Source organism: Lichenihabitans psoromatis (assembly GCF_004323635.1).
In the GTDB taxonomy this organism is placed as follows: domain Bacteria; phylum Pseudomonadota; class Alphaproteobacteria; order Rhizobiales; family Beijerinckiaceae; genus Lichenihabitans; species Lichenihabitans psoromatis.
In genome coordinates this window covers 3,228,807-3,253,906 of sequence record NZ_CP036515.1, presented here as the reverse complement: position 1 = coordinate 3,253,906, position 25,100 = coordinate 3,228,807, and the positions used below count along the sequence as shown (strand labels likewise).

Annotated in this window: 21 protein-coding genes and 1 riboswitch; of the genes, 8 read left to right on the top strand and 13 right to left on the bottom strand. The window is 64.1% G+C overall.

All coding sequences use genetic code 11. From position 1 onward, the window contains the following. Positions 1-10 precede the first annotated feature (10 nt). From EY713_RS15070 to EY713_RS23360, 3 genes are all read right to left on the bottom strand, one after another. Positions 11-853: an ATP12 family chaperone protein gene (locus EY713_RS15070; protein WP_165491144.1), complete on the bottom strand. Its 843-nt coding sequence runs from the start codon at positions 851-853 to the stop codon at positions 11-13. 10 nt (positions 854-863) lie between these two features. After that, a complete protein-coding gene (locus tag EY713_RS15065) occupies positions 864-1,931 on the bottom strand; it encodes an RluA family pseudouridine synthase (protein WP_131116164.1) in 1,068 nt (355 codons plus the stop codon). Positions 1,932-2,031: 100 nt separating this feature from the next. Then, positions 2,032-4,149, bottom strand: coding sequence for a tetratricopeptide repeat protein (locus EY713_RS23360; protein ID WP_281015356.1), 2,118 nt, complete (start codon positions 4,147-4,149; stop codon positions 2,032-2,034). A 225-nt stretch (positions 4,150-4,374) separates the two neighbouring features. On the opposite strand from EY713_RS23360, the gene acuI reads away from it, so the two are divergent. Continuing rightward, on the top strand, positions 4,375-5,364 hold the full coding sequence (gene acuI / locus EY713_RS15055) for an acrylyl-CoA reductase (NADPH) (RefSeq protein WP_131116161.1): 990 nt from the start codon (positions 4,375-4,377) through the stop codon (positions 5,362-5,364). Between the two features lie 44 nt (positions 5,365-5,408). Here acuI and EY713_RS15050 read toward each other — a convergent pair whose 3' ends face one another. Further along, the gene (locus tag EY713_RS15050) at positions 5,409-6,365 is read right to left on the bottom strand and encodes an L-threonylcarbamoyladenylate synthase (RefSeq protein ID WP_131116159.1); all 957 of its coding nucleotides are present in this window, start codon (positions 6,363-6,365) and stop codon (positions 5,409-5,411) included. A gap of 97 nt (positions 6,366-6,462) precedes the next feature. Between EY713_RS15050 and EY713_RS15045 the strand changes: the two genes are divergently transcribed. Continuing rightward, on the top strand, positions 6,463-8,238 hold the full coding sequence (locus EY713_RS15045) for an acyl-CoA dehydrogenase family protein (RefSeq protein WP_131116155.1): 1,776 nt from the start codon (positions 6,463-6,465) through the stop codon (positions 8,236-8,238). Positions 8,239-8,280: 42 nt separating this feature from the next. Continuing rightward, entirely contained in the window at positions 8,281-9,012 is a 732-nt protein-coding gene (locus EY713_RS15040; protein ID WP_131116152.1) for an SOS response-associated peptidase, read from the top strand. Positions 9,013-9,021: 9 nt separating this feature from the next. On the opposite strand, the gene EY713_RS15035 is transcribed toward EY713_RS15040, so the two are convergent. From EY713_RS15035 to dxs, 3 genes are read right to left on the bottom strand one after another with little or no spacing between them, the layout of a single operon-like run. Then, positions 9,022-10,314, bottom strand: coding sequence for a class I SAM-dependent RNA methyltransferase (locus EY713_RS15035; protein ID WP_131116149.1), 1,293 nt, complete (start codon positions 10,312-10,314; stop codon positions 9,022-9,024). Continuing rightward, positions 10,311-11,033, bottom strand: coding sequence for a TlyA family RNA methyltransferase (locus tag EY713_RS15030; protein ID WP_131116145.1), 723 nt, complete (start codon positions 11,031-11,033; stop codon positions 10,311-10,313). The genes EY713_RS15035 and EY713_RS15030 overlap by 4 nt, the downstream gene beginning before the upstream one ends. A 29-nt stretch (positions 11,034-11,062) precedes the next feature. After that, positions 11,063-13,003 carry a 1-deoxy-D-xylulose-5-phosphate synthase gene (dxs, locus tag EY713_RS15025; RefSeq protein WP_131116142.1) on the bottom strand — a complete coding sequence of 647 codons (1,941 nt, stop codon included), beginning with the start codon at positions 13,001-13,003 and terminating at the stop codon, positions 11,063-11,065. A 199-nt stretch (positions 13,004-13,202) separates the two neighbouring features. Here dxs and EY713_RS15020 point away from each other — a divergent pair, with 199 nt between their 5' ends. The 3 genes from EY713_RS15020 to EY713_RS15010 all read left to right on the top strand — a co-directional run bounded on the left by EY713_RS15020 (position 13,203) and on the right by EY713_RS15010 (position 17,975). Then, complete coding sequence (locus EY713_RS15020; protein WP_245572742.1) at positions 13,203-13,799, top strand: HdeD family acid-resistance protein; 597 nt, start codon at positions 13,203-13,205, stop codon at positions 13,797-13,799. A 71-nt stretch (positions 13,800-13,870) separates the two neighbouring features. Further along, positions 13,871-16,549: a pyruvate, phosphate dikinase gene (gene ppdK, locus EY713_RS15015; protein WP_131116139.1), complete on the top strand. Its 2,679-nt coding sequence runs from the start codon at positions 13,871-13,873 to the stop codon at positions 16,547-16,549. Positions 16,550-16,715: 166 nt separating this feature from the next. After that, the gene (locus EY713_RS15010) at positions 16,716-17,975 is read left to right on the top strand and encodes a cell wall hydrolase (protein WP_131116137.1); all 1,260 of its coding nucleotides are present in this window, start codon (positions 16,716-16,718) and stop codon (positions 17,973-17,975) included. A gap of 122 nt (positions 17,976-18,097) precedes the next feature. On the opposite strand, the gene EY713_RS15005 is transcribed toward EY713_RS15010, so the two are convergent. Next, positions 18,098-20,278, bottom strand: coding sequence for a malate synthase G (locus tag EY713_RS15005; RefSeq protein WP_131116135.1), 2,181 nt, complete (start codon positions 20,276-20,278; stop codon positions 18,098-18,100). 194 nt (positions 20,279-20,472) lie between these two features. Here EY713_RS15005 and EY713_RS15000 point away from each other — a divergent pair, with 194 nt between their 5' ends. After that, the gene (locus EY713_RS15000; protein ID WP_131116133.1) at positions 20,473-20,922 is read left to right on the top strand and encodes an RrF2 family transcriptional regulator; all 450 of its coding nucleotides are present in this window, start codon (positions 20,473-20,475) and stop codon (positions 20,920-20,922) included. A 45-nt stretch (positions 20,923-20,967) separates the two neighbouring features. Here EY713_RS15000 and EY713_RS14995 read toward each other — a convergent pair whose 3' ends face one another. Beyond that, the gene (locus EY713_RS14995; protein WP_131116131.1) at positions 20,968-21,546 is read right to left on the bottom strand and encodes a cytochrome b; all 579 of its coding nucleotides are present in this window, start codon (positions 21,544-21,546) and stop codon (positions 20,968-20,970) included. A gap of 252 nt (positions 21,547-21,798) precedes the next feature. Here EY713_RS14995 and EY713_RS14990 point away from each other — a divergent pair, with 252 nt between their 5' ends. After that, a complete protein-coding gene (locus EY713_RS14990; RefSeq protein ID WP_131116129.1) occupies positions 21,799-22,293 on the top strand; it encodes a GFA family protein in 495 nt (164 codons plus the stop codon). A 5-nt stretch (positions 22,294-22,298) separates the two neighbouring features. Here EY713_RS14990 and EY713_RS14985 read toward each other — a convergent pair whose 3' ends face one another. From EY713_RS14985 to thiO, 4 genes are read right to left on the bottom strand one after another with little or no spacing between them, the layout of a single operon-like run. Then, positions 22,299-22,904: a thiamine phosphate synthase gene (locus EY713_RS14985; protein WP_131116127.1), complete on the bottom strand. Its 606-nt coding sequence runs from the start codon at positions 22,902-22,904 to the stop codon at positions 22,299-22,301. Further along, the gene (locus EY713_RS14980) at positions 22,901-23,674 is read right to left on the bottom strand and encodes a thiazole synthase (protein ID WP_131116125.1); all 774 of its coding nucleotides are present in this window, start codon (positions 23,672-23,674) and stop codon (positions 22,901-22,903) included. The genes EY713_RS14985 and EY713_RS14980 overlap by 4 nt, the downstream gene beginning before the upstream one ends. Beyond that, positions 23,671-23,868, bottom strand: a complete 198-nt coding sequence (gene thiS, locus EY713_RS14975) for a sulfur carrier protein ThiS (protein WP_131119775.1) — start codon at positions 23,866-23,868, stop codon at positions 23,671-23,673. The genes EY713_RS14980 and thiS overlap by 4 nt, the downstream gene beginning before the upstream one ends. Next, on the bottom strand, positions 23,846-24,832 hold the full coding sequence (thiO, locus tag EY713_RS14970) for a glycine oxidase ThiO (RefSeq protein ID WP_131116123.1): 987 nt from the start codon (positions 24,830-24,832) through the stop codon (positions 23,846-23,848). Before thiO ends, thiS begins: the two co-directional genes overlap by 23 nt. Before the next feature lie 63 nt (positions 24,833-24,895). Continuing rightward, a riboswitch (TPP riboswitch) is annotated at positions 24,896-25,003 on the bottom strand. Positions 25,004-25,100 lie beyond the last annotated feature (97 nt).

Sequence of the window (25,100 nt, the reverse complement as noted above, 5' to 3'; positions counted from 1 at the left end):
TGGATTTGTCTTAAGCTTGTTCTGGCACGTCGATTAGCGCGTGGCTGCCAATACGCAAGGCAGCCAGCACGAAGGCCGCTGCTTGAAGATCCTGCCAGCGCAAGGCACGCCGCTCCGCGGCGTCGGCGTCCTCGCCCCAACGACTGATCTGAAAGTTTTCGTCCACATGGGCTTTCCGCCATGCTTCGTCAGGCGTCAAGGCCGCGCGCATGACCGCTAGAGCCAGGATGGCCGACCCGGTCAGCGTCGTGACGACATGCAAGGCGCCAAGTCGAAAGGCGGCCTCACACCCGTCGCCGATCCCTTCCGCGATCGCAGCAGCGACCGCCTCAAGCGTCGCGTCCGGTTGCGCCACATGCATGACGCCGACCGCCAGACTAAATCGCGCACCGAGATCAGATCCAGCCCATGCGATCACGGGATCCCACTCGCGCGCCTGAAGCTCGACGAGGCTCGCAGGTTGATCGGCGCGATAGCACAGAAGATCCGTGCCTGCGAATTTGACGATTTCGGCGCGGACGTCGTCCGCATGGGTCGAGACCCCATCGATCACGGAATTGATGAGGCGTGTGAGGGGCATGTCGCCGGGTTGTACGATGTCGCCCTGCCGGTTCCACTCGTCGGCCAAGACCGCAGCAAACTCCGACCGAGGGAGATTGAGGTCGGCCCGCGCGGGTGTCTTCACGGCTTTGCCGTCCAGCAAAACCGTATGGCCGCCAGCAAGCGTCCCGCTCGTCGCCTGCTTGTAGAAGCGCTTGATCTGCGTTGCGGCCGCCTCACGACGGGTGAGGGCGTAAGGATCGATCGGAACGAACGCGGTCGGCTCGGAACCGGTTGGACTGTCGCCTGTCATCCGTGTCTCGTCATTCGGGGGCATCGTCGATCGGATCATACTGCTTCACGTCAAACCCGAACAAATCCCAGGTCGCCTGCATGTGGGGCGGCAACGGGGCAGTCACATCGATCGATCCGCCGCTCGGGTTCGGCAGCACCAGTCGGCGCGCCAGAAGGTGAAGCTTCTGCTCGACATCGGTCGGCACCGATCGCAACGGATCCGTTCGGCGCGGGTTCGGCCCGCTGCCGCCATTATATTTCGGATCGCCGACAATCGGATGGCCGATCGCTTCGGCATGTGCGCGAAGCTGATGGGTGCGGCCAGTGATCGGCTTCATCGACACCCAGGCGACGCGCGGCAGAACCTTGTCGACCACGGTATAATAAGTGACCGAATGCTGTGCGTCCTCCTCGCCGTGTTTGGCGACCCGCATCCGTTCCTGAGGAGCCCGATCGACCGGGCGCCCCGGCTTCTGCGACCGGGCATCGCCCATGAGTTCGCCTTTGGCCAGGAACAAGGAGATCCGCCCCTGCGCCGGCTTCGGCACGCCTTCGAGCAGTGCCCAATAGATTTTCTGGGCGTTACGCGACTTGAACACGGCCCCGAGATCGGCCGCCATCTTTCGCGTCTTGGCGACGAGCAGCACGCCCGATGTATCACGATCGAGGCGATGGACGAGGCGCGGTCGGTCGCCATTCTGATCGGTAAACGCATCCAGCATGCCGTCGAGATGATGGTAGGTGCCGGACCCGCCCTGGACGGCGAGACCGAACGGTTTATTCAGCACCATCAGACCGCGATCCTCAAAGAGGATCATGGCCTCGACGTCACGCCGATCCTGCTCCGATCCCTTGGTGCGCCGAAGCGATGGCGCGGCAAGGCTTTCGGCGGTGATTCCGAGCGGGGGAATGCGAACTTTCTGGCCCTCGACGAGCCGCGTCGAGGTCTTGGCACGACCGCCATCGACCCGCACCTGTCCGGTCCGCACGACCTTGTTCAGATGCGCGACCGTGACACCCGGCACACGCAGCTTGAACCAGCGGTCCAGCCGCATCCCATCTTCGTCAGACGCGACGATCAGCGTTTCGACACTCACGATGCTACTTCCGTTTCGGCCAGCGGTCTTTTGAGCCAGCATGAAAACAGGCTGTAGACCATTATACGCCAGCCGGGAAATGATCGCTCGGGACTAAGCTCTAGCCACCCGCGGGCTTTGCCGGATCGGCAGGCGGGATCGGGTCAGCCGGTTCTGCGGGAGCGACCGAAGGAGCGGGCGTCGGAGGCGTGATCTCCGCAGGCGCTGGTGGAGCCGCCGCAGGCGTTGCCGGCTCTGGAGCCGGAACGCTGGCGGGCGGGACGGCCGGCGTGATGGCCGTCGGCTCAGGAGCGGGCTTCACCTCCGGCGCCGGGGGAGCTTCCGGAACCGCCGGGGCGGACATCCCAGGCGCAGGAGCAATCGGCGCAGGCGTGACGACCGCAGGCTCGGGAGCCGGTGTCGCGTCGGGGGTCGCGGGGGACGATGTCGCAGGCGCAGGTTCGACGGGCATCGGCGTCACGGCGGCCGTTGTCGGTTTCACCAGGTCAGGAAGACCATCCGCGATCTTCTTGACGATCGCTGGCAGGTCTTCGGGATCCGGCTTGAGATCGCGCGCATGGTTCCACTGGAAGGTCGCCTCGAGCTTTCGCCCGGTGCGCCAGTAGGCATCCCCGAGGTGATCATTGATGGTCGGATCGGACGGCTTCAGCGTCACGGCCCGCTCGAGTTCCTTCACGGCGTCATCATATTCGCCGAGCTTATAATGCGCCCAGCCGAGGCTATCGACGATGTAACCATCTTCAGGCCGCAACGCGACGGCCCGACGCAGCATCTTGAACGCCTCGTCGAGATGCAGGCCGCGATCGATCCAGGAATAGCCGAGGTAATTGAGCACCAAAGGCTGATCGGGCACGATCTCGAGCGCTTGCTTGAAATCGGCTTCTTCCTCGGCGAATTTCTTCAGCCGCTCGTTGGCGATGCCACGGAAATAAAGCAGCGGCCAAGCCGCCTTGTCGGTCGGCGACAGCAGTGCCAGCGCCTTGGTGTAAGTCGCGGCCGCATCGGCGAAGCGCTTCTGTTCGCGTTGCACGTTGCCGAGCGTCGTCAAGGCATCGAGATCGTTTGGCCGATCCTTGAGGATCCCTTCGAGATGCGCGATCGCATCGTCGGGACGACCCAGCGTATCCAACGTCAGTCCCGTCTGAATGTCCGCATTGCTTCGCAATGGGCTGCTTTCCGGCACGCTCTCATAAACATCGATGGCCTGCTCGTTCTGCTTGAGGCGACCAAAGATATCGGCAAGCGTCACGGTCGCGAGGGCGTTCTGCGGCGCGAGATAAAGCGACAAGCGGAGATAGACCATCGCGGCGAGTTCGTCGCCTTGTCGCCCTCCGGCAGCGCCAAGCCCGTACAGGACCTCGGCGGCCCCGTCCTCGGGGGTCTTGATCAGCGGCGCCAGGGTCTTGCCGGCCTTGATGTCGGCCAGCGCCGCCAGAACGATCGGGTGACGCGGCATCAGCTTGTCGAATTCGGTATAGGCCCGCTGGGCTTCGGCGACATCGCCGTGGCGATCGAAGAACCGGCCATAGGCATCGACCAGCCGCAGAATGGTCTTGTCGCTCGCATAAGCGGCCTTCATGCGACGCGTCGCTTCCGGCACGTCGTTGGCAAGGTCGGCGATCAACCCGGCGTGGTAGTCCTTGAACAGCGCAAAGCTCGAATCACGAATGCCATCCAGCGTCGCCAGCGCCTTTTTCTCGTCGCCCTGCCCCGCATAGGTCCAGGCCGTCAGGAGGGCGGCCGTAACGTCACGCTCCTGTCCGACCGCGCCTTGCGAGAACTGACGCCGCGCCGCAACATAGTGCTTCGCCTTGAACTGCTCGACGCCGAGGACGAGATGGCCGAGGCTGTTCTTCGGATCGCGCGCCACTAGGCGGCGGGCGAGGTCGGCCCCCTCCGTGATATCCCCATTCGAGAGCGACGCCACGAAGGTGCGTTCGATCAGTTCGGCATTGGTCGGGTCGGCCCGCAGCGCCTCGCGAAAGAAGGTCGCGGCCGCAATCGTGTCGCGGTCGGCACCGGCCACCAACGCCGACAGATAGTTCCCGACCGAACTACCACCGACCTCAAAGGGAGTTGGGATCGAAATCGTCTGACGCGCTTGGCCGGCGAGGGGAAAGAACACGGCCGACAGGCAGAGCGCCGCCGCCAGAGGCCGGCGGATCGGCGGAGACAGCCGAATCCAGACAGGAGAACGTCCACAATTTGTTTGTGACAAGAGCGCCAACTTCCCGATTGCGAGCTCGACCAAGGTCGACGACGCCGACCCGAGCAGGGTGCGCCTGAGGTGAGTGGTGAAGATGTCCTTTTTGCGGAGCCTCGGCAAGGGCGCCGGCGGCCGAGGTCCGACCGGAGAGATCGCGCCATTGACGGAGCCGACCACAAGAGCTTTGCTTTTAGCTGCGGTTCGCTCTCCGCAACCCATCGCAGTAGGGAGCCGGCCATGTCGGAATTCTTCAAGGCGCTTCGCATCGACAAGACGGAAACCGGACAAGCCGTCGAGATCGTGAGCTTCGCCGACGACGATCTGATGGACGGGAATGTGACGGTGCGCGTGACGCATTCGACCGTCAACTACAAGGATGGGCTTGCGATCACAGGCAAATCACCCGTGGTTCGCCGCTTCCCGATGATCCCCGGCATCGATTTCGCCGGCGTGGTCGAGGCAAGCGCCGATCCGGATTTTAAGCCGGGCGATCGGGTCGTGTTGAACGGCTGGGGCCTCGGTGAAACGCACCTCGGCGCTTACGCGCAGCGCGCTCGGGTCAAGGGCGACTGGCTGATCCCGCTGCCTGCCTGCTTTTCGCCAGCGCAGGTCATGGCGATCGGCACCGCTGGCTATACCGCCATGCTGTCGCTTATCGCGTTGGAGCGATTCGGCCTCGAGCCGGCTCAAGGTCCCGCCATCGTGACGGGTGCGTCCGGCGGCGTGGGGTCCATCGCAATCGCGATCCTTGCGAAGACCGGCTGGACCGTGATCGCTTCCACGGGCCGTTTGGACGAAAGCCCCTATCTGAAAGAGCTCGGCGCAACCGACGTCATCGACCGGGCGCAACTCTCGACGCCCGGCCGACCACTCGGCAAGGAACTCTATGCCGCAGGCATCGATTCGGTCGGGTCGCACACGCTCGCCAATGTGCTGGCACAGACGAAAGGGCTGGGAGCGGTGGCAGCATGCGGCCTCGCGCAGGGTATGGATCTGCCCACCTCCGTCGCGCCCTTCATCCTGCGCGGCGTCGCGCTGATCGGAATCAATAGCGTGACGGCGTCGAAAGTGCGCCGTCTCGAAGCCTGGGACCGGCTTGCGCGCGATCTTGATCCGGCCAAACTCGAAGCGCTGACGACGACGATCGGGTTCGACGAGATCATCCCCACCGCGCATGCGATTCTCGACGGAACGATCCGTGGCCGGGTCGTCGTCGAGATCGGATAAGAAATAAGCCGGCAGGGATCACAGTGAGACCCGGGTGCTGCGCTCTAGCCGCGCGGCGCCGCCGCACGACGAAGCCGGTCGTTGATCGCCTCGCCAAGGCCGTCGTCGGGAATCGGAGCAACCGCGATCCCCGCGGCGCCACTGGCATCGAGTTGACGCAAGTAAGCAAAGAGATGTGCTGCGGCTTCCGTTGGGTCGCAGCCCGGCGAAAGATCAAGCGTGACGGCACCCTGCCCGACCAGACGGCCGCCGAAGTCTAACACGGCCTCACCTGCCTTGACGTCGCTCGCTCCTAGTCGAACGGCAGCACGCGGCGCATAATGCGACAGCAGGAGGCCCGGCGCGACAGGCGCGGTTTCGACATGGCGACGCGCGTCGATCCGATATCCCACGACATCTTCGATGGCACGTCGGGATAAACCGCCCGGACGCAGGATCTCGACGCGATCGAGACACGACACGATGGTGGACTCGACCCCGATGCTGCACGCGCCGCCATCGAGGATCAGATCGATCCGTCCATCGAGATCCGCCATCACATGCGCGGCTTCGGTCGGGCTGATCCGCCCGGATCGGTTAGCCGATGGGGCAGCGACCGGACAACCAGCAGCCCTGAGAAGCGCCAGCGCAACCGGATGGGCCGGCATACGAAGCGCCACACTATCGAGCCCGGACCGGGCCAGCAGGCTGACCGAGCCGGTCGGAGCGACGGGAAGCACCAATGTCAGCGGCCCCGGCCAGAAGGCATCGGCGAGCGCCCGTGCGGTCGCGTCGAAACGGCCCTCGCGTTCGGCCAAGTCTCGCGACGCCACGTGGGCGATGAGGGGATTGAAGACCGGCCGTCCCTTGGCGGCATATATTTGCGCCACTGCGACATCCGACCGCGCATCCGCGCCGAGGCCGTAGACGGTTTCGGTCGGGAAGGCGACGAGCCGACCCGCGCGCAAGCAAGCGCCGCCCTCCGCGATTGCGGCGGTCGTGGCGGCCTTGAACGCCGTCATGCGTCGATCCTCTCTCCGCGTTCCATGCTTCTTCACTCGCGGCTCTCGACGCAAAAGTCTATGCTGACGCCGACCCATCCCTGCGGAAACGATCAGCATGCCCTATCGCGCTCCGGTCGCCGACATCCTCTTCTCGCTCCGGCATCTCGGCGGGCTCGATCAAGGTGTGGCGTCCGGGCTCTATCCCGACCTCGCCGATGATGCGGCCGACGCCATTCTGGACGAGGCCGGCCGCGTCGCCGAAACCCTGCTGCTGCCGCTCGACCGCATGGGCGATCGGCACGGCGTCACATTTCTGGATGGTGCGGTTGTCACGCCACCGGGTTGGTCGCAGGCCTATCACGCTTGGCGCGACGGGGGCTGGAACGGTGTCGCGGCTCCGGCGGATTTCGGCGGCATGGGGTTGCCGACACTCGTCAATGCGGCCTGCCTCGAAATCTGGAGCGCCGCCAACGCCTCCTTCGCGCTCGGGCCGGTTCTCACCATGGGTGCGACCGAGGCGTTGCACCGGCATGGCTCGGACGAACTGAAAGCAATTTACCTCCACAACCTCGTCTCCGGCGCCTGGACCGGCACCATGAACCTCACGGAGCCACAAGCCGGATCGGATGTCGGGGCTTTGCGAGCCCGCGCCACACCGGTCGCAGATGGCACCTACCGGATCACCGGGCAGAAGATCTACATCACCTATGGCGAGCACGATCTCAGCGACAATATCGTGCATCTGGTGCTGGCCCGGTTGCCCGATGCGCCGTCAGGCACGCGGGGCATCTCCCTGTTTCTGGTGCCGAAATTCATCCCCAAGCCGGACGGCACCCCGGGCGAGCGGAACGACCTGATCTGCGGAGGGATCGAACATAAACTCGGCATGCATGCCTCGCCGACCTGCACGATGATGTTCGGCGAGAACGGTGGCGCGACCGGCTGGCTTATTGGCGAACCCCACCGGGGGCTCGCCTGCATGTTCACGATGATGAACAATGCGCGCCTGGCGGTGGGGCTGCAGGGTGTCGCGGCGGCCGAACGCGCCACCCAGACCGCTATTGCCTTCGCCAAGACGCGGCGGCAGGGCCGCAACCTTGCAACGCCGTCCGACGGTCCGAGCCCGATCATCGACCATCCCGATGTCGCCCGCATGCTGCTGACCATGAAGGCGCAAACGGCGGCGGCGCGGGGGCTTTGCCATCTGGTTGCCGGCGCGCTCGATCAAGCCGCTCGCGGACCCGAGGCCGGGCGGGCGACCGCGCAAAAGAGGGCAGCGTTGCTGACGCCGATCGCCAAGGCTTACGCGACCGATATCGCCAACGAGGTCGCCTCGCTCGGCGTGCAGGTGCATGGCGGCATGGGCTACATCGAGGATACCGGCGCGGCGCAAATCATGCGCGACGTGCGGATTGCGGCCATCTACGAAGGCACCAACGGCATTCAGGCGATTGACCTCGTGCAGCGCAAGATCGCGCTCGATGGCGGCGCCGTCGTGGCGGCCGAGATCGCGGAGATGCGGGTGGCCATAAACCTTATTCGCGGCACCAACGAGACTGCCTTCGGACAAACCGCCGCTCGCCTGCATGACGCGGTGGAGGCGCTGGAAGCCGCGACACAATTTCTGTTGAACCGATTGGCGACTGCGCCCGCGCAGGTGCTGCTGGGAGCCACGTCCTACCTCAGGCTGTTCGGATTGGCGCGTGGCGGAACAGCCTTGGCCGTGTTGGCCCATGCTGCAGGTCGCGACCCAAATGCCCCAGCCGCCCTTGTCACGCTCTGCCGCTTCTTCGCCGAACAGATCGCATCGGCCGCGCCGAGCCTCGCGACCGCGATCATCGACGGAGCCGAGGCGCTCGAGGGTGCCGAGGCCATCTGGGCCGACGCGTGACGGCGCTTGCGCCGCACCGGCCGCATGGCCACGTGTAAAATCATGTGCGGACGTTACGCCATCACCCTGCCGCCCGAAGCCGTTCGGGCTTGGTTCCGCTACCCCGAGCAGCCGAACTTTCCGCCGCGATACAATATCGCGCCGACTCAACCGATCCCGATCGTCTGCCGGGACGATCGGCAGATCGGCGATCCAGGTCGGCACTTCCGGCTGGTGCGCTGGGGCCTTGTGCCGTCCTTCGTCAAGGATTGGAACGCGTTTCCGTTGCTGATCAACGCGCGCGCCGAAGAGATCGCGGCCAAACCGAGTTTCCGCGCCGCGATGATCCGTCGCCGCTGTCTCGTCATCGCGGATGCCTACTACGAATGGCAGCGCATACAGCCCCGCGTGACCGGGACGCCGTTCCTCTGTCGCCGCGCTGACGGGCGCCCGATGGCCTTTGCGGGCTTGCACGAACGCTGGATGGGCGCGGACGGCAGCGAAATGGAGACAGCCTGTATCGTGACCACCCACGCCAATGGCGCGATGTCGGCGATCCATTCGCGCATGCCGGTGATCCTGGAGGAGCAGGATTACGAGACGTGGCTCGACGTCGATCGGGTCGATGTGGCGCGCGCAACCGCTTTGCTGCGCCCTGCGGGTGATGACGTGCTTGACATGTTTCCGGTCGCGCCGAGGGTCAACAAGGTCGCGAACGACGATGTATCGGTCCAGGATCCGGTCGGGGCCGCGCCGCCTTGCGCGCCAGCACGGCAAACCAGCTTCGACTTCTAACGATCGTGGTCAGGACAGCAGCGACCGGCGTTTCTTCGCGCTCACAGTGGCTTTGCGGAAGACGGCCACAAGCTCGATATGCGCCGAATAGATGAATTGATCGACAGGCACGACCGGGCCGAGCTGATATCCACCGGCGATCAGAATCGCGGCGTCCCGCGCAAAGCTCGCCGGACTGCACGACACAGCCACGACGGTCGGCACCGCCGAAGCCGCAATCTGCTCGGCTTGCGCTGCCGCACCCGCGCGTGGCGGATCGAACACCACCGCGTCGTAAGCCGCGAGGTCAGACGACGTGACCGGCCGGCGAAACAGATCGCGCGTCTCGATCGTGACGGGCCGGAGCGACGGTGAGTTGCGCGCGGCCCTGGCCAAGGCCGCAAGCGGCTTGGCCTCGAGATCCACCGCATGGACGGTGGCGCGCTCGGCGAGACGGAGCGCGAATGTACCGATGCCGCTGAAGAGATCGAGCACGCGCCGAGCATACCCCACACCCGTCAGAACCTGCGCCGCAAGCACATCCTCGCCCAACTGGGTGGCTTGAAGGAACGAGCCGGGCGGTGGATAGACCGAAGTCTGTCCCATCGTCAGGAGAGGCGCGCGGCTTTCGATCACGACCTCGCCGTGGTTCGAGATGCGAGCGCAACGATGCGCCGCGCCGACCGCGATGAGCCGCGCCGTGGTCGGATCGTCGAGCGGCCCACAGCCGCGCAGATCGATATCGAGCCCGGATTGCGTCGCAGTGACGAGAATGTCGAGCGGCTTGCCGGTCGAGGCGAGAGCGGTTGCGATCGCACGGGACGCGTCGAGTGCATCGGCCATATCGGGCGACAGAATGGGGCAAAATGCGATGGCCACGATGTCGTGCTGGCGCGCCTGCATGAAGCCGACGGCCGGCGGTGTCTCGATGAGGACATTGACGGCCTTGGCGGCACGAGCGTGGAACGTCGCGCGGCGGCGGCCTGCCCCATGGGCCATGACGGTCGGCCCAACGGCCGCATCGACATGCGCCATCGACAAGGCCGTTGCGACGAGACCACGCTTCCATTCCGCATAGGGTGCCGGGGCGAGCGACTGGATCGCACAGCCGCCGCATGTTCCGTAATAGGGGCAGATCGGCTCGATACGGTCGGGGCTGGGCCGGAGGATCTCCAGGATGCGTCCGCGGTCGCCCTCGACCTCGGCTGCGAGGCGCTCGCCGGGGAGCCCATCCGGAACAAAGATGGAGCTGGTCAAGCCTTGAGCGACACCCTCGCCGCGTTGACCGAGCCGCAGGATATCGAGCGTGACAGCGGCGTTCATCGCGTCGCGCCCAGCAGGAACTCGCGATTGCCGTCCTGCCCCTCGATCGGAGACGGGATCACATCCACCATCGTCCACCCGAGTCCGGTCACAAGGGCAACGATCTCGGCACAGACTTCCGCATGGATCGCGATGTCGCGCACGACACCTTTCTTGACCCGACCAAAGCCCGCCTCGAATTGCGGTTTGACGAGAGCCACCACGTCCGCATGCTCGGCCGCAAGGGCGAGAACATGCGGGAGAACGAGCCGTAACGAAATGAAGCTGACGTCGCAGACGACGAGCGTCGGCGGTTCGCCGAGCAGATCCGCATCGAGATCGCGGGCGTCCAAACCCTCGCTGTGATGAAGCCGAGGCTCGGTCGACAGCGACCGATGCAACTGTCCACGCCCAACATCGATCGCCGTCACGTGGGCGGCACCGCGCGTCAGAAGCACATGGGAGAAACCACCCGTCGAAGCACCGACATCGAGGCAGCGGCGCCCGGAGGGATCAAAGCCGAAGTGATCGAGCGCGGCCGCGAGTTTCACGCCGCCACGCGAGACCCACGGATAAGCAGGGGTCGCGGCCAGGACGGCATCGGCGCCGATCATCGTCGCCACCTTGGTGATCACGATGCCGTTGATGGTGACGAGCCCGGCCTCGATGGCCTCGCGGGCTTTGGCACGGCTATCGAACAAGCCGGCTTGAACGATCGCGACATCGGCTCGCTGCGACATCGCGGTTTGGCTTCCCTCAGCCGTCGCGCTCAACCCTCGCGCCGGGCCAGAACCGGCTTGATGGGCTTGGTGGCGACGATCGCCGTATGACCGATCGCGTCGAGCGCTTTGGCGACGATCGCTTTCGCGTCGAGTCCGGCAGCCGCATACATGCGGTCGGGCTTGTCGTGATCCTGGAACACGTCGGGCAGCACGAGTGTGCGAACCTTCAGGTTGCCGTCGAGCAGGCCATCTTCCGACAAGGCGTGCAACACGAAAGAACCAAAGCCGCCGACCGATCCTTCTTCCACCGTGATCAGAACGTCATGGCTCGTGGCAAGTTGGCGCACCAGATCACGGTCGAGCGGTTTGGCGAAGCGAGCGTCCGCCACCGTGGCCGAGAAGCCGAGGCTGGACAATTGATCCGCAGCCTTGAGGCTTTCGGCCAGCCGGGTCCCGAGCGACAGGATCGCGATCTGCTTGCCGTGACGGACGATGCGACCCTTCCCGATCTCGAGCGGAATGCCGACCTCCGGCATGTCGATGCCGACACCTTCACCACGCGGGTAGCGCAAAGCGGATGGTCCCTGGTCGTAAGACACTTGGGTCGCGACCATGTGGACGAGTTCGGATTCGTCCGCTGCCGCCATAATCATCATGTTGGGCAAGCAGCCGAGGTAAGCGAGATCGAACGACCCGGCATGGGTCGCGCCATCGGCACCGACCAGCCCCGCCCTATCAAGCGCAAAGCGCACCGGCAGATTCTGGATGCAGACGTCATGCACCACCTGATCATAGGCGCGCTGCAGAAAGGTCGAATAAATGGCGCAGAACGGTTTGAAGCCTTCGCTGGCCATGCCGGCCGCGAACGTCACGGCATGTTGCTCCGCGATCCCGACGTCGAAGGTGCGGGTCGGAAAGGCTTGGCCGAACAGATCGAGTCCGGTGCCGGACGGCATGGCGGCCGTGATCGCCACGACCTTGTCGTCCTTGGTGGCTTCCTTGATCAGGCTCTCGCCGAACACGCGTTGATAGGCCGGCGCATTCGGCTTGGCCTTGGCCTGTGCGCCGTCGATGACGTCGAACGTCGACACCGCATGATACTTGTCGGGCGCGGCCTCGGCCGGGGCATAGCCCTTCCCCTTTTGCGTCACGACATGGATCAAAACCGGGCCGGCCTCGCTGTCACGTACATTCTTCAGGACGGGGAGGAGATGGTCGAGGTTGTGACCGTCGATCGGGCCGACGTAGAAGAAGCCGAGTTCCTCGAACATGGTGCCGCCTGTGAAGAAGGCGCGCGCATATTCCTCGGTCTTCCGAGCCTTGTCGTACATGAATTGCGGCAGGTGCTTGGCGAGTTGTTTGCCGAAATCGCGTAGCGACCGATACATGCCGCCAGACACGAGCCGAGCCAGATAGGCCGACATCGCGCCGACCGGCGGTGCGATCGACATATCGTTGTCGTTGAGGATGACGATCAGGCGCGAGTGCATCGCGCCCGCATTGTTCATCGCCTCATAGGCCATGCCGGCCGACATCGACCCATCGCCGATGACCGCGATGACGTTGTTGTTGCCGCCGGCGAGATCGCGCGCGACCGCCATGCCGAGACCTGCCGAGATGGAGGTCGAGGAATGGGCGGCGCCGAACGGATCATATTCGCTTTCGCTGCGCTTGGTGAAGCCGGAGAGGCCGCCGCCCTGACGCAACGTCCGGATGCGGTCGCGACGTCCGGTCAGAATCTTGTGAGGATAGGCTTGATGCCCGACATCCCAGATGATGCGGTCGGCCGGGGTGTTGAACACGTGGTGCAACGCCACCGTCAGCTCGATCACGCCAAGGCCGGCACCGAGATGCCCGCCTGTGACGGAAACCGCACTGATCGTCTCGGCGCGCAACTCGTCCGCTACCTGCCGCAGGTCGCTCTCGGGCAATTGCCTCAGCAGATCCGGCGTGGCAACGCGATCGAGAAGCGGCGTTTGGACAGTCATAGAAAACTCACGTTGAATTTGCGACAGAACATGCACATTGGTTTCGAGCTACACCGAAACCGATGCCACACGCAAATAATCTGCGAACCGAATGGTTTGCCTCTTGTGAATCATGGTCGAATACTCCCGTGTGTGACATTCAGTCTTCGTCAATGTCATGCATGCATCAGTGCCGACGCGAGAAGGAATAAACTGCCGCATGAGCAATATGATCCCGCCTCGACCTTCGCTTGGAACCGGGCCTCATTCCCTTGGGGCCGCGGCGGAGCGGATCCGCCACCGCTGGGGGTGGATCGTCGCGTTCGGGGCGTTTAGCGCGATCCTCGGCGTCGTCGCCCTGGTGCTCACCGAAACCGCGACCATCGCGTCCGTTCTTCTCATCGGCATCTTCATGGTCATGGCCGGATTTGCCGAGGTGGCCATTGGGATGCGGACCCGCACGTGGGGACGCATGTTCCTGTGGGAAGCGGCCGGCATCATCTACATTCTCGCCGGCATCGTCGCAATTCTTCTGCCCGAGGTCGCGGCGGGGGTTATCACGCTCCTGCTCGGCGCGGGCCTGTTCGCGACCGGCCTGCTCCGCATCTATCTCGGCTTCAAAATGACCGGCAGCGCTTCACGCGGCGCCGTGATCCTCGCAGGCACCGTCACGTTGCTGCTCGGTGTGCTTATCCTGGCGGGTTGGCCGAACAACAGCGTGCTGGTGCTGGGCACATTCCTTGGCATCGACCTGCTCTTCTACGGTTTGACTTGGATGATCTTCGGCTATCGTATCGGTCATCGTCGGTCGCTCTGACAAGCAGTCGGAAGCAAGACGGCGCGCGGGCGATCGCGCTTGCCGCGTGAGGCAGGGCAAAGGGACGCGGCATGGCGAAGTGGGTCTATACGTTCGGCGATGGCCAGGCCGAAGGCCAGAGCGGGATGCGCAACCTGCTCGGTGGCAAGGGCGCCAACCTCGCCGAAATGTCGAGTTTGGGCTTACCGGTTCCGCCCGGCTTCACGGTTACGACCGAGGTCTGCACCGCCTTCTATGCCAACGGGCGTGCCTATCCCGAGGACCTCAAGCCGCAGATTGACGCGGCGCTCGGACATGTCGGGCAGCTTGCGTCACGCACCTTCGGCGATGCCGCCAACCCCTTGTTGGTGTCGGTTCGCTCCGGCGCGCGCGCATCGATGCCGGGCATGATGGATACCGTGCTCAATCTCGGCCTCAACGACGAAACCGTGCTGGCTCTCGCGACCTCGTCGGGTGACGAACGCTTTGCCTATGACAGCTATCGCCGCTTCATCCAGATGTATTCGAATGTGGTGCTCGATCTCGATCATCATCATTTCGAGGACATTCTGGAGGACCACAAGGAGCGTCGCGGCGCCATGCTCGACACCGATCTGCAGGCCGCCGATTGGCGCGTCGTGGTCGCCGACTACAAAGCGAAAGTGGCTGTCGAAACCGGCAAACCGTTCCCGCAAGATCCGCACGAGCAGCTCTGGGGTGCAATCGGCGCCGTTTTCTCGTCCTGGATGAACGCCCGCGCCATCACCTATCGCCGCCTCAACACCATCCCCGAAGCTTGGGGCACAGCGGTCACGGTTCAGGCCATGGTGTTCGGCAACATGGGCGAGACCTCAGCGACCGGCGTCGCCTTCACGCGCAACCCCTCAACCGGCGAAAACGCCCTCTATGGCGAGTTCCTGGTCAATGCGCAGGGCGAAGATGTCGTGGCCGGCATCCGCACGCCGCAGAACATCACCGAGGTGGCGCGGGTCGCGGCCGGCTCGGACAAACCCTCGATGGAACGGGTGATGCCGTCCGTCTTCGCTGATTTCGTCCGCACGACACAGCTGCTCGAGCAGCATTACCGCGACATGCAGGATATCGAGTTCACGGTCGAGCGCGGCAAGTTGTGGATGCTGCAGACCCGCTCGGGCAAGCGCACCGCCAAGGCGGCGCTCCGCATCGCGGTCGATATGGCGCAGGCCGGCATGATTCCGCGCGAGGAGGCGGTGAAACGCATCGACCCGGCCTCGCTCGACCAATTGCTCCATCCGACCATCGATCCCAAGGCGAAGCGCGACCTGATCGCGACCGGCTTGCCGGCCTCCCCCGGAGCCGCATCGGGCGAGATCGTGTTCAACTCGGACGATGCCGAAGCCCTGAAGGTCGCGGGCCGGAAGGTCGTGCTGGTTCGGGTCGAGACATCGCCGGAAGATATTCACGGCATGCATGCGGCCGAAGGCGTCTTGACGACACGCGGCGGCATGACCTCCCATGCGGCCGTCGTGGCGCGCGGCATGGGCAAGCCCTGCGTCTCTGGCGCTGGGTCGATCCGGGTCGATTACGCCGCCAAGACGCTGACCTGCGGCGGGGTCGTGCTCAAAAAGGGCGACATCGTCACGATCGACGGCTCCACCGGTCAGGTGCTGAGAGGCCGGGTCGACATGTTGGAGCCGGAACTGTCGGGCGACTTCGCCACCATCATGGAATGGGCAGACGGCGTGCGCCGCATGAAGGTGCGGGCCAATGCCGAAACACCGCTCGATGCGCGAACGGCGCGCAAATATGGGGCTGAGGGCATCGGGCTCTGCCGGACCGAGCATATGTTCTTCGACGCGGACCGAATCGTATCAGTGCGCGAGATGATCCTTGCCGATGACGAGGCCGGGCGGCGCGTGGCCCTCGCCAAGCTGCTGCCGATCCAGCGGCAGGATTTTGCCGACCTGTTCGAGATCATGTCGGGCTTGCCGGTCACGATCCGCCTCCTCGACCCGCCCCTGCACGAATTTTTGCCCCACACCGATGCCGATATGGCGGAGGTCGCGACCGCTATGGGAACCAGCGCCGAGAAGCTGCGCCGTCGGGCGCAGGAACTGCACGAGTTTAATCCGATGCTGGGGTTCCGCGGCGTCCGCATCGCCATCGCGTTCCCCGAAATCGCCGAGATGCAGGCCCGCGCGATCTTTGAGGGCGCGGTGCTGGCGCAGAAGAAAACCGGCCAACCCGTCACGGCCGAAATCATGGTGCCGCTGGTCATGACCAAGGCCGAGCTCGATCTCACCAAAGCCCGCATCGTCGCAATGGCAGAGGCGGTCGAGACGGAAAGCGGCGTCAAGATCCCCTACCAGATCGGCACGATGATCGAACTGCCGCGCGCCGCCTTGATGGCGGCCCAGATCGCAGAGAGCGCTGAATTTTTCTCGTTTGGCACCAACGACCTGACTCAGACGACGCTCGGCATCTCCCGCGACGATGCGGCCTCGTTCCTCGGCCCTTACACGGCCAAGGGCATCCTGCCGGCTGACCCGTTCGTCACGCTGGACCAGGAGGGCGTCGGGCAGCTCGTCAGCCTCGCGGCAGAACGCGGTCGAGCCACCCGCCCCGGCATCAAGCTCGGCATCTGCGGCGAGCATGGCGGCGATCCAGCCTCGATCGCCTTCTGTGAAAAGGTCGGGCTCGATTATGTCTCCTGCTCGCCATACCGCGTGCCGATCGCGCGCCTCGCCGCCGCCCATGCGGCGCTGGGTATTCGCGTCCAGGAGGGCGCTTAAGGCCAAGCTCACGTTAACCTTCCATCAAGCCTAAAGCTCGATAACCACAATTCCGGTGCGGTTCGCCTCGAGGGTCGGTTGCGTTATTAACCCTTGGGCCGACACCGCATCGGAGCCGCGCCTATCATAGGTGCGTCCTCCCTGGGGTTTTGGGCGAAGGTACGGCATGGTCCCCTCACGCATCGGCGTCCGCACCAAGGTCAAGCGCCGCTCCCGCATAGCCTGGGCCTGCGGCACGGTGGCGCCCTGGTGCGCCGCGCTCGTCATGCTCGTGTCCTATGCGGCCGATGCCGGCCAGGATCCCCGTGTCGATGCAAGCCAATCGTTCCGCCTCTATGCGGCCGCCGCTCCTGCGGTTCTGGTTCCGTCCACCGATGCAGGCGAAGCGTTCCATTTTCAGCTTCCGAAGGGCGATCAGGTCGTGCAGCAAGCCCGGCTCGTGATCGGCGATCCGTCCGAGTTTCAGGCGGCGGCCGATGAGATCGACCCGAACCCGGCGCTCAAACCACAAGCCAAGATCTTCCCGAGCGTCGATCGCAGCCATAAAGGCGATCCGACGGTTGGATTGCGACCGACCTTCGACGCCAAGCTTCGCAAGGCTGGTTCTCTCCAGGCCGCCCGCGGCGCGAGTCTCGTGTTCTCCGATGAGAACCCGCAAGCAGAGCCGATGAGTTTCACGCCGGACGCAGGGCCCGCCCCCGGTCCCGAGAGTGTCGCCACTTTCGTGCCGATGCCGGACGGCAAGACGCTGACGACCACGCCATCGTCGTCCGACGCGTCGCCACAGCAAGGCTCGGGTGCCACGACACCGCATATGCAGGATGGCTCGACCCCGACGGTGGCGCGCGCCCTGGCGCTCGATTCGACCACGCCCGTCGAAAGCGACTCGACCCCGGTCGAGATCGCGGCGTTGCCGAAATTCTCACGCGGGCCGCAAGGTGTCGTCACCGGCAACACGACCGTGGTCGGTATCACACCAGCGCATCCGGACTATGCGGCCTTGATCGATTTGACCAAAGCCTCCAGCGAACAGAAATGTCTGGCCGAGGCGATTTACTTCGAAGCCAGAAGCGAGCCCGAGGAAGGTCAGGCGGCCGTCGCTCAAGTCGTGCTGAACCGGGTCAGCAGCGGGCTTTATCCGCAATCGGTCTGCGGCGTCGTGTTCCAGAACCAACAGCGTCACAATGCGTGCCAGTTTTCCTTCGCGTGCGAAGGCCGGGCTCTGCGGATCACCGAGACCGACGCCTGGGCTCAGGCGGTCCGCGTGGCGCATGAGGTCACCGAGGGGAGCGCCTATGTGTCGGACGTCGGCGGTGCAACCCACTATCACGCCAAATACGTCCGGCCATTCTGGGCCTCGCGCCTGAAGAAGATGGACGTGATCGGCCATCACGTCTTCTACAAGTTGCGACCCGGGCAGACCTAAGACCTGCGACGCGCGGGCGCGTGGCATCTAAATTGGTCGCGGTCATGCGACCCACCAAGTTCCAACACTTTTCGTGATTTTCCGTCCAAAGTGTTGGAACTCAGGTTTGACGGCGAGGCCGACTAGCCTTCGGCCGAGACCGCGCCCTTCTGCTTGGCGGCGCGTCGACGCGCATGCAGCACCCATTCGGTGTAGCCGTTCGGCTGCTCGCGTCCCTTGAACACGAGTTCACGGGCGGCCGCGAAGGCTTCGCCGTCGAAGCCGGGCGCCATCGGCCGATAGAGAGGATCGTCGGCATTCTGACGATCAACGACGGCGGCCATCCGCTGCAGGGTCTCATTGACCTGTGCCTCGTTGACGATGCCGTGCTGCAACCAATTGGCGACGTGTTGGCTGGAGATGCGGAGCGTCGCACGGTCCTCCATCAGCCCGACATCGTGAATGTCCGGCACCTTGGAACAGCCGATGCCCTGGTCGATCCAGCGCACCACATAACCCAGGATTCCCTGCAGATTGTTGTCGAGTTCCTGCTGCACATCCTCCGGTGCCCAATTCGATTGCGACACCGGGATGGTCAAAATGGCGTCGACAGGCGTACGTGGACGGGTCGCAACCTCGGCTTGCCGAGCCGCCACGTCGACCTCGTGATAATGCATCGCGTGCAGCGTGGCGGCGGTCGGTGAAGGCACCCAGGCCGTCGTGGCGCCAGACTTCGGATGGGCGACCTTCTGCACCAGCATGTCGGCCATTCGGTCCGGTGCGGCCCACATGCCCTTGCCGATCTGCGCGTGCCCCACCAGACCCATCGCGATGCCATTGTCGACGTTCGAGTCCTCGTAGGCTTTGATCCAGCTCATGTTCTTCATGTCGTTCTTGCGTACGACCGGACCGGCCAGCATCGAGGTGTGAATCTCGTCACCGGTCCGGTCGAGGAAGCCGGTGTTGATGAAAACGACCCGCTCGGCCGCGGCCGCAATGCAAGCCTTGAGGTTGATCGAGGTGCGGCGCTCCTCGTCCATGATGCCGATCTTGATCGTGTTGCGCGGCAGACCGACGAGATCCTCGACCGCCCCAAACAGTTGGTTCGCGAACGCCACCTCGTCCGGTCCGTGCATCTTGGGCTTGACGATATAGATCGAGCCTTTGCGGCTGTTGCGAATGTCGGCCGGTGCATCGAGATTGCGCTTGGCGATCAAAACGCTGACGACCGCATCGAGAAAGCCTTCCGGGATCTCCTGACCGGCCGCGTCCAGCACCGCGTCCGTATACATGTGATGGCCGACATTGCGGATCAGCATCAGGCTGCGACCGGGCAAGCGCACCTCGCCGGTGCCGTCCGGTGCCGTATAGACCCGGTCCTTGTTAAGGTGCCGTGTCAGCGTCTCGCCACCTTTCTTGAAGGTGGCCGAAAGCGTGCCGTCCATCAGGCCGAGCCAATTTGTGTAGATCGCGGTCTTGTCGGCGGCATCGACCACGGCAACGCTGTCCTCCATGTCGACGATGGTGCTGACGGCGGCTTCGAGAACCACATCGGCAAGACCGGAGGGATCGGACCGACCAACCGCATGAGTTCGATCGATCGTGAGTTCGACATGCAAGCCGTTGTGAACCAGAAGCACGGCCTCTGGCGCGGGTGCCGCGCCGCGATAGCCAACGAAGGCCGCCGAGTTCTTTAGGCCGACCGGAGCCAAGCCCTTGGCCAGATCTGCTTTCAGCGACCCATCGACGACCGAGTAGCCGATCACCTGCGTGTGGGAGCCTTGCTCCAGAGGAAGGGCCTTGTCGAGGAACGCCTTGGCGGCGTCGACCACTTTGGCGGCCCGCGCATGGTTGAACCCTTTGCCACGCGCGGCATCACCCTCGTCGGGAATCGAATCCGTGCCATAGAGCGCATCGTAGAGGCTACCCCACCGGGCATTGGCGGCATTCAAGGCATAGCGGGCGTTGGACATCGGAACGACGAGCTGCGGCCCGGCCATGCGGGCGATCTCGTCATCGACATTGGAGGTGCTGATCGCTTGATCCGTCACCTCGGGCAGCAGATAGCCGATCTCCCGCAAGAACCCGAGATAGGCTTCGCCCTGCATCGCTTTGCCGTCCCGATGGTAGGCATCGATCCGCGCCTGCAGGTCGTCGCGAATCGCAAGCAGCTCACGATTGCGGGGCGCCAACGCCTTGATCAAGCTCGCGAAACCTGTCCAGAACCGAGCCGCTTGAACGCCCGATCCGGGCAGCACCTTCGCGTCGAGGAAAGCGTAAAGCTCGTTCGCGACGCTTAGACCAGCGGTCGTTGTCCTGTCCATTGGTGTGCTCCTGGTGATGGGTCTCGACTGATCGTCATACAAGACGGCCTCACCGCTTCAGGGCCGTCATTCTGTGTGGCAAGCCTTGTACACCAAGCGGGCGCGGCACATAATCCCGCCATGGCGCACCGTGATTTCCTGGGGCAGTTTGACTGGCCCTTACCGAACGACTGTCCCGCGCCAGAGTTCTCTTCATGCTGACCATGAAGGGAAAATATGGTCTGAAGGCCATGGTGCATCTCGCGGGCTGTAAGCCGGGTCAACCGGAACTCGTCACCTTCATCGCCAACGAAAACTCGATTTCCAAAAAGTTTCTCGATGCGATTTTGGGGGAGCTTCGCGTCGCGGGTCTCGTCGTCTCGAAGAAGGGCAAGGGCGGTGGCTACGCGCTCGCGAAACCGCCAAGCGAAATCAGCGTGGGCGAGATCGTGCGTATTCTCGATGGACCGCTTGCGCCGATCGATTGTGCCAGCCGGAAATACTATCGGCGGTGTCTCGACTGCAACGATGAAGCCACCTGTACGGTTCGCCGCATGATGATGGAAGTTCGCGACGCGACGGCCCGCGTGCTCGACAACCGATCACTCGCCGAGATGCGGGCTCTCGGCAACCTGCAATCTGACTCGTTGACATACGACATCTGATAAACGGCCGAGCTTCGCGCTCTGCTCGAACCGAGAGCGATGCCGTCACCGGGAACGGGGCAACATCCGGTCAAGGACATGATCGCGCTTGATGAAATGATGCCACAGCGCGGCCGCGATATGCAGCCCCACCACGCCATAGATCGCCCAGGCGCCCCAGAGGTGCAGCTCCTCGGCAACGTGAGACGCCGCCTTGTCGACCGGCACGATCCGCGGCCACTGGAACAGCCAGAAGAACGGTAGCGAGTAGCCGCCCGCCGCCGAGTTCCAATAGCCCGTGAGCGGCATGAACAGCATCAGCGCGTAGAGGCCGAGATGGGCAGCGGACGCCGCCGCATGATTGAGACGGCCCAACCGGTCCAGATAAGGCGGAGCCGCCTTGGCGAGCCGGTAAGCAATCCGCAGCACGATCAGGACCAGCGCCGTCATGCCGAGCGACTTGTGCCACTCCAACAGGAAGCGTCGCGTCGCTTGGCCGGGCGGCTGATAGGCGCAGTAGAGGCCAATCAACATGGCGGCGATGATGATGACTGCCATGCTCCAGTGAAAGCCGCGTTGGACGAGGTCGTAGCGCGGGAGAGGCTCGGCCGGCTGCCGGACGATGTCGAGGTCGAGGGTCGTCATTCCAAATCCAATTTCGACGCGGCCTCCGGGCGGCCAGCACCGCAAAGGCTTTCCCGGTCGGACCGGGCTAAATTGCGGCGTTCGCCATCGCTCGATCGTCTGGCATCGCGATGGCGGAGCGGTGTGGCAAATGGGCCGGGCTACCCGGTCCGCTTGCGTTGCGGTCGCTTTACGATGCTGGCGGAACGCTCCATGGTATCAGGGGTCGAATGCGCTCTAAAATCGAAACCACGCCATCGAGATGAACCTCCCATGCCGATGAAACTGCAAGGATCCTGTCGCTGCGGCACAGTCAGGTTCACCTTGGACAGCCATACGCCCGTCCCCTACCAGCTGTGCTACTGCTCGATCTGCCGAAAGACGACAGGGGGCGGCGGCTTCGCGATCAACATCATGGGCGTAGCCGACAGTCTCGAGGTGACTGGCCAGGATGCCATTGCGGTCTATCGGGCCGAGATCGAGCAGGATGACGGCTCAGTCGAGATCAGCTCAGGCGAGCGAAGTTTCTGTTCAACATGCGGATCCGCTTTGTGGCTTTACGACGAGAATTGGCCAGACCTGATCCATCCCCTGGCGGCCGTCATCGACACGCCCCTCCCGAAAGCGCTTGAGAAAGTGCATCTCATGCTCGACTTTAAACCGGAGTGGGTCGACGCCTCAATCGGCCCAAAGGATCAAACCTTCGCACGCTATCCGGAACAGTCGATCGAGGAGTGGCACCGCTCGCGCGGTCTGTGGATCGACTGAGCGGCTTACGCCGCGGCGCGTGTCGCCGCGACCCAGGCTTTGATCCGCTCTTCGGGATCGTCTGCCTTCACGACATCGGTCACAACAGCGACGCTATCGGCGCCGGCCGTGAGAACGGGCGCGACACGGTCGAGTGTGATCCCGCCGATCGCGACGAGCGGCACCGAACCAATCCGCTGCTTCCAAATGCCGATGCGATCGAGCCCTTGCGGGGCCCATGGCATGACCTTGAGGGTCGTCGGGTAGATCGGGCCGAGCGCAACATAATCCGGCCGTGCCGAAAGCGCCCGATCAAGCTCGTCATCATCATGCGTGCTCAGCCCGACCTTGATGCCGGCGCGATGCAGAGCCGCGAGGTCAGCATCGACGAGGTCGCCCTGCCCGAGATGAACGACGCCGATGCCTTCAGTGATGGCGAGTTCCCAAAAATCATTTAGCACGAGCGTCGCGCCAGCAGCAGCGCAGAGGTCGCGAGCCTGTCTCGCCTGAACGACCTGCTGTTCCGTATCCTGATGCTTCATCCGCAATTGCACGAGCCGCGCGCCCGCCGCGAGCACCCGCTTCACCCATTCGGCGTCGCCGACGACGGGGTAGAATCGGTCCAGCATCATGCCAGCACCGCCTGCCCGAGCACGGGAGTCGAGGGGGCCGCCATATCTCGCGTTTCCATGGGGCCAGCCTCGAAGGCCAGACGTCCCGCTTCGATCGCTTTGGCGAATGCGAGCGCCATTGCGACGGGATCACCGGCTTTGGCCACAGCCGTATTTAGCAGGATGGCGTCATAGCCCAGTTCCATCGCGGCCGCGGCTTGCGACGGCAAGCCGAGGCCCGCATCGACCACCAACGGAATGTCTGGAAAATGCGCCCGCAGGGTTCGGAGACCGAACGGGTTGTTGAGGCCCAAGCCGGATCCGATCGGCGCGCCCCATGGCATCAACACCCGGCAGCCCGCCTCGACCAACCGTTCGGCGACACCAAGGTCCTCCGTGCAATAGGGGAACACCTCAAAGCCCTCGCCGCACAAGATCCGCGCCGCCTCGACCAAGCCGAAAACGTCAGGCTGAAGCGTATCGGCCTCACCGATCACCTCGAGCTTGATCCACGGCGTATCGAACACCTCCCGCGCCATATGGGCGGTCGTCACCGCCTCCTTGACCGAGTGACACCCGGCCGTATTTGGCAAGACGCGAAGGCCGAGATCGCGGATCAACGTCCAGAACGCCTGACCGGCTCGCCCGGCCGCCGACTCGCGCCGCAACGAGACCGTGACGATCTCGGCCTGCGATGCACGAACGGCGTCGGACAGAATTGCGGGCGAGGGATATTGCGCGGTCCCGAGCAGGAAGCGGGATTTTGGTTCGACCCCATAGAACATCGTTATCCTCCCTGCATCGGCGCGACGATCTCGATACGATCCCCCTGACGAAGGGCGGTTACGCTCCGGAGCCGTGCCGGAACGAAATCCCCGTTCAGCGCGGTAGCAACCACGGCTTTGCCAAGGTCCAATTCCTGCAACGCTTGTTCCAACGTATCGGCCGCAAGATCCGTCGCCTCACCGTTCAACATGATCTGCACCATCAGTCTCCTCGAACACAGCGTCGGCCGCCATGCGCGCGAAGGCCGGCGACAGTAAAAATCCATGGCGATAGAGGCCATTCAGCCTGACGATCTTCCCGTCTCGGCGTATAGCCGGCAAATTATCGGGAAAGGCCGGCCGCACATCGGTGCCAATCTCGACCACTTCGGCCTCGCCGAAGGCAGGATGCAGCGCATAGGCGGCGCTGAGCAACTCGATCATCGACCGCGCTGTGATGCGGCTGCGATCGGCGCTTTCGATCGAGGTCGCTCCGATCATGAACAAGCCATCCTGGCGCGGCACGATGTAGAGCGGGATGCGCGGGTGAAGCATTCGGATCGGCCGATGCAGCTTGATCTCGTGTGTGCGGATCACGACCATTTCGCCTTTCACGCCCCTGAGGTCGGGCAAGTCTGCCGCCGCCGCGAAGCCCCGGCAGTCGACGATCCGATCCGCGTCGAGATCCGGGATCGACACATCGCGATCGAAGCTGATCCGCACGCCCATTTGCTCGAGACGAGCCGCAAGAGCGACCAAGGCGCGGCGCGGGTCGAGATGCGCCTCCCGTGGAAAGAGCAGGGCCTTGCGAAACCTCCCGTCGAGATCCGGCTCCAAGCGCGCGACCGCGTCCCGATCCAGCCACTCGAAATCGGTGGTGCGTTTCGAAAAGCGAGACAGCTCGGCTGTATCGCGCGGGGGCGCGACCACGAGCGTGCCTAAAGCCACAGTCCCGGCGATATGGGCCGGCCACCAATCGAGCGCCATCCGGCCGAGATGGGTCACAGCGGGTTCGGCGCTTTCGGCCTCGCACCACGGCGCCAGCATGCCTCCGGCGAACCAAGAACAGGATGCCGCGCCAAGGTAAGCGCCGCGATCCACCACGTCGACGGAAGCGCCGCGCTCGGCGAGTTGGACAGCGGTCACAAGCCCGGCGACGCCGGCTCCCACGACGATGACCCGCATGGCGTCAGCCGCCAACGCCGGCCGCGACGGACCGTAAGCAACTATGGAAAAAAGGGTAGCGGTTCAACATCAACGGTCCCGTCCCTTCGCCGGCATGACCCGGATCAGGTTCGAAGGGTTCGGCTCGTGCCGTCTCAGTCCCGCCCCTGCAAGACACCCCTCGGACAATCGAAAGATAGGCAGACCCCGGCGCGAAGGCAATGCCGCCTCGACCGGCGATCTCATGCGGCTCCCCGATCTTGCGACAGACCGGCCGACGCTCTACTCG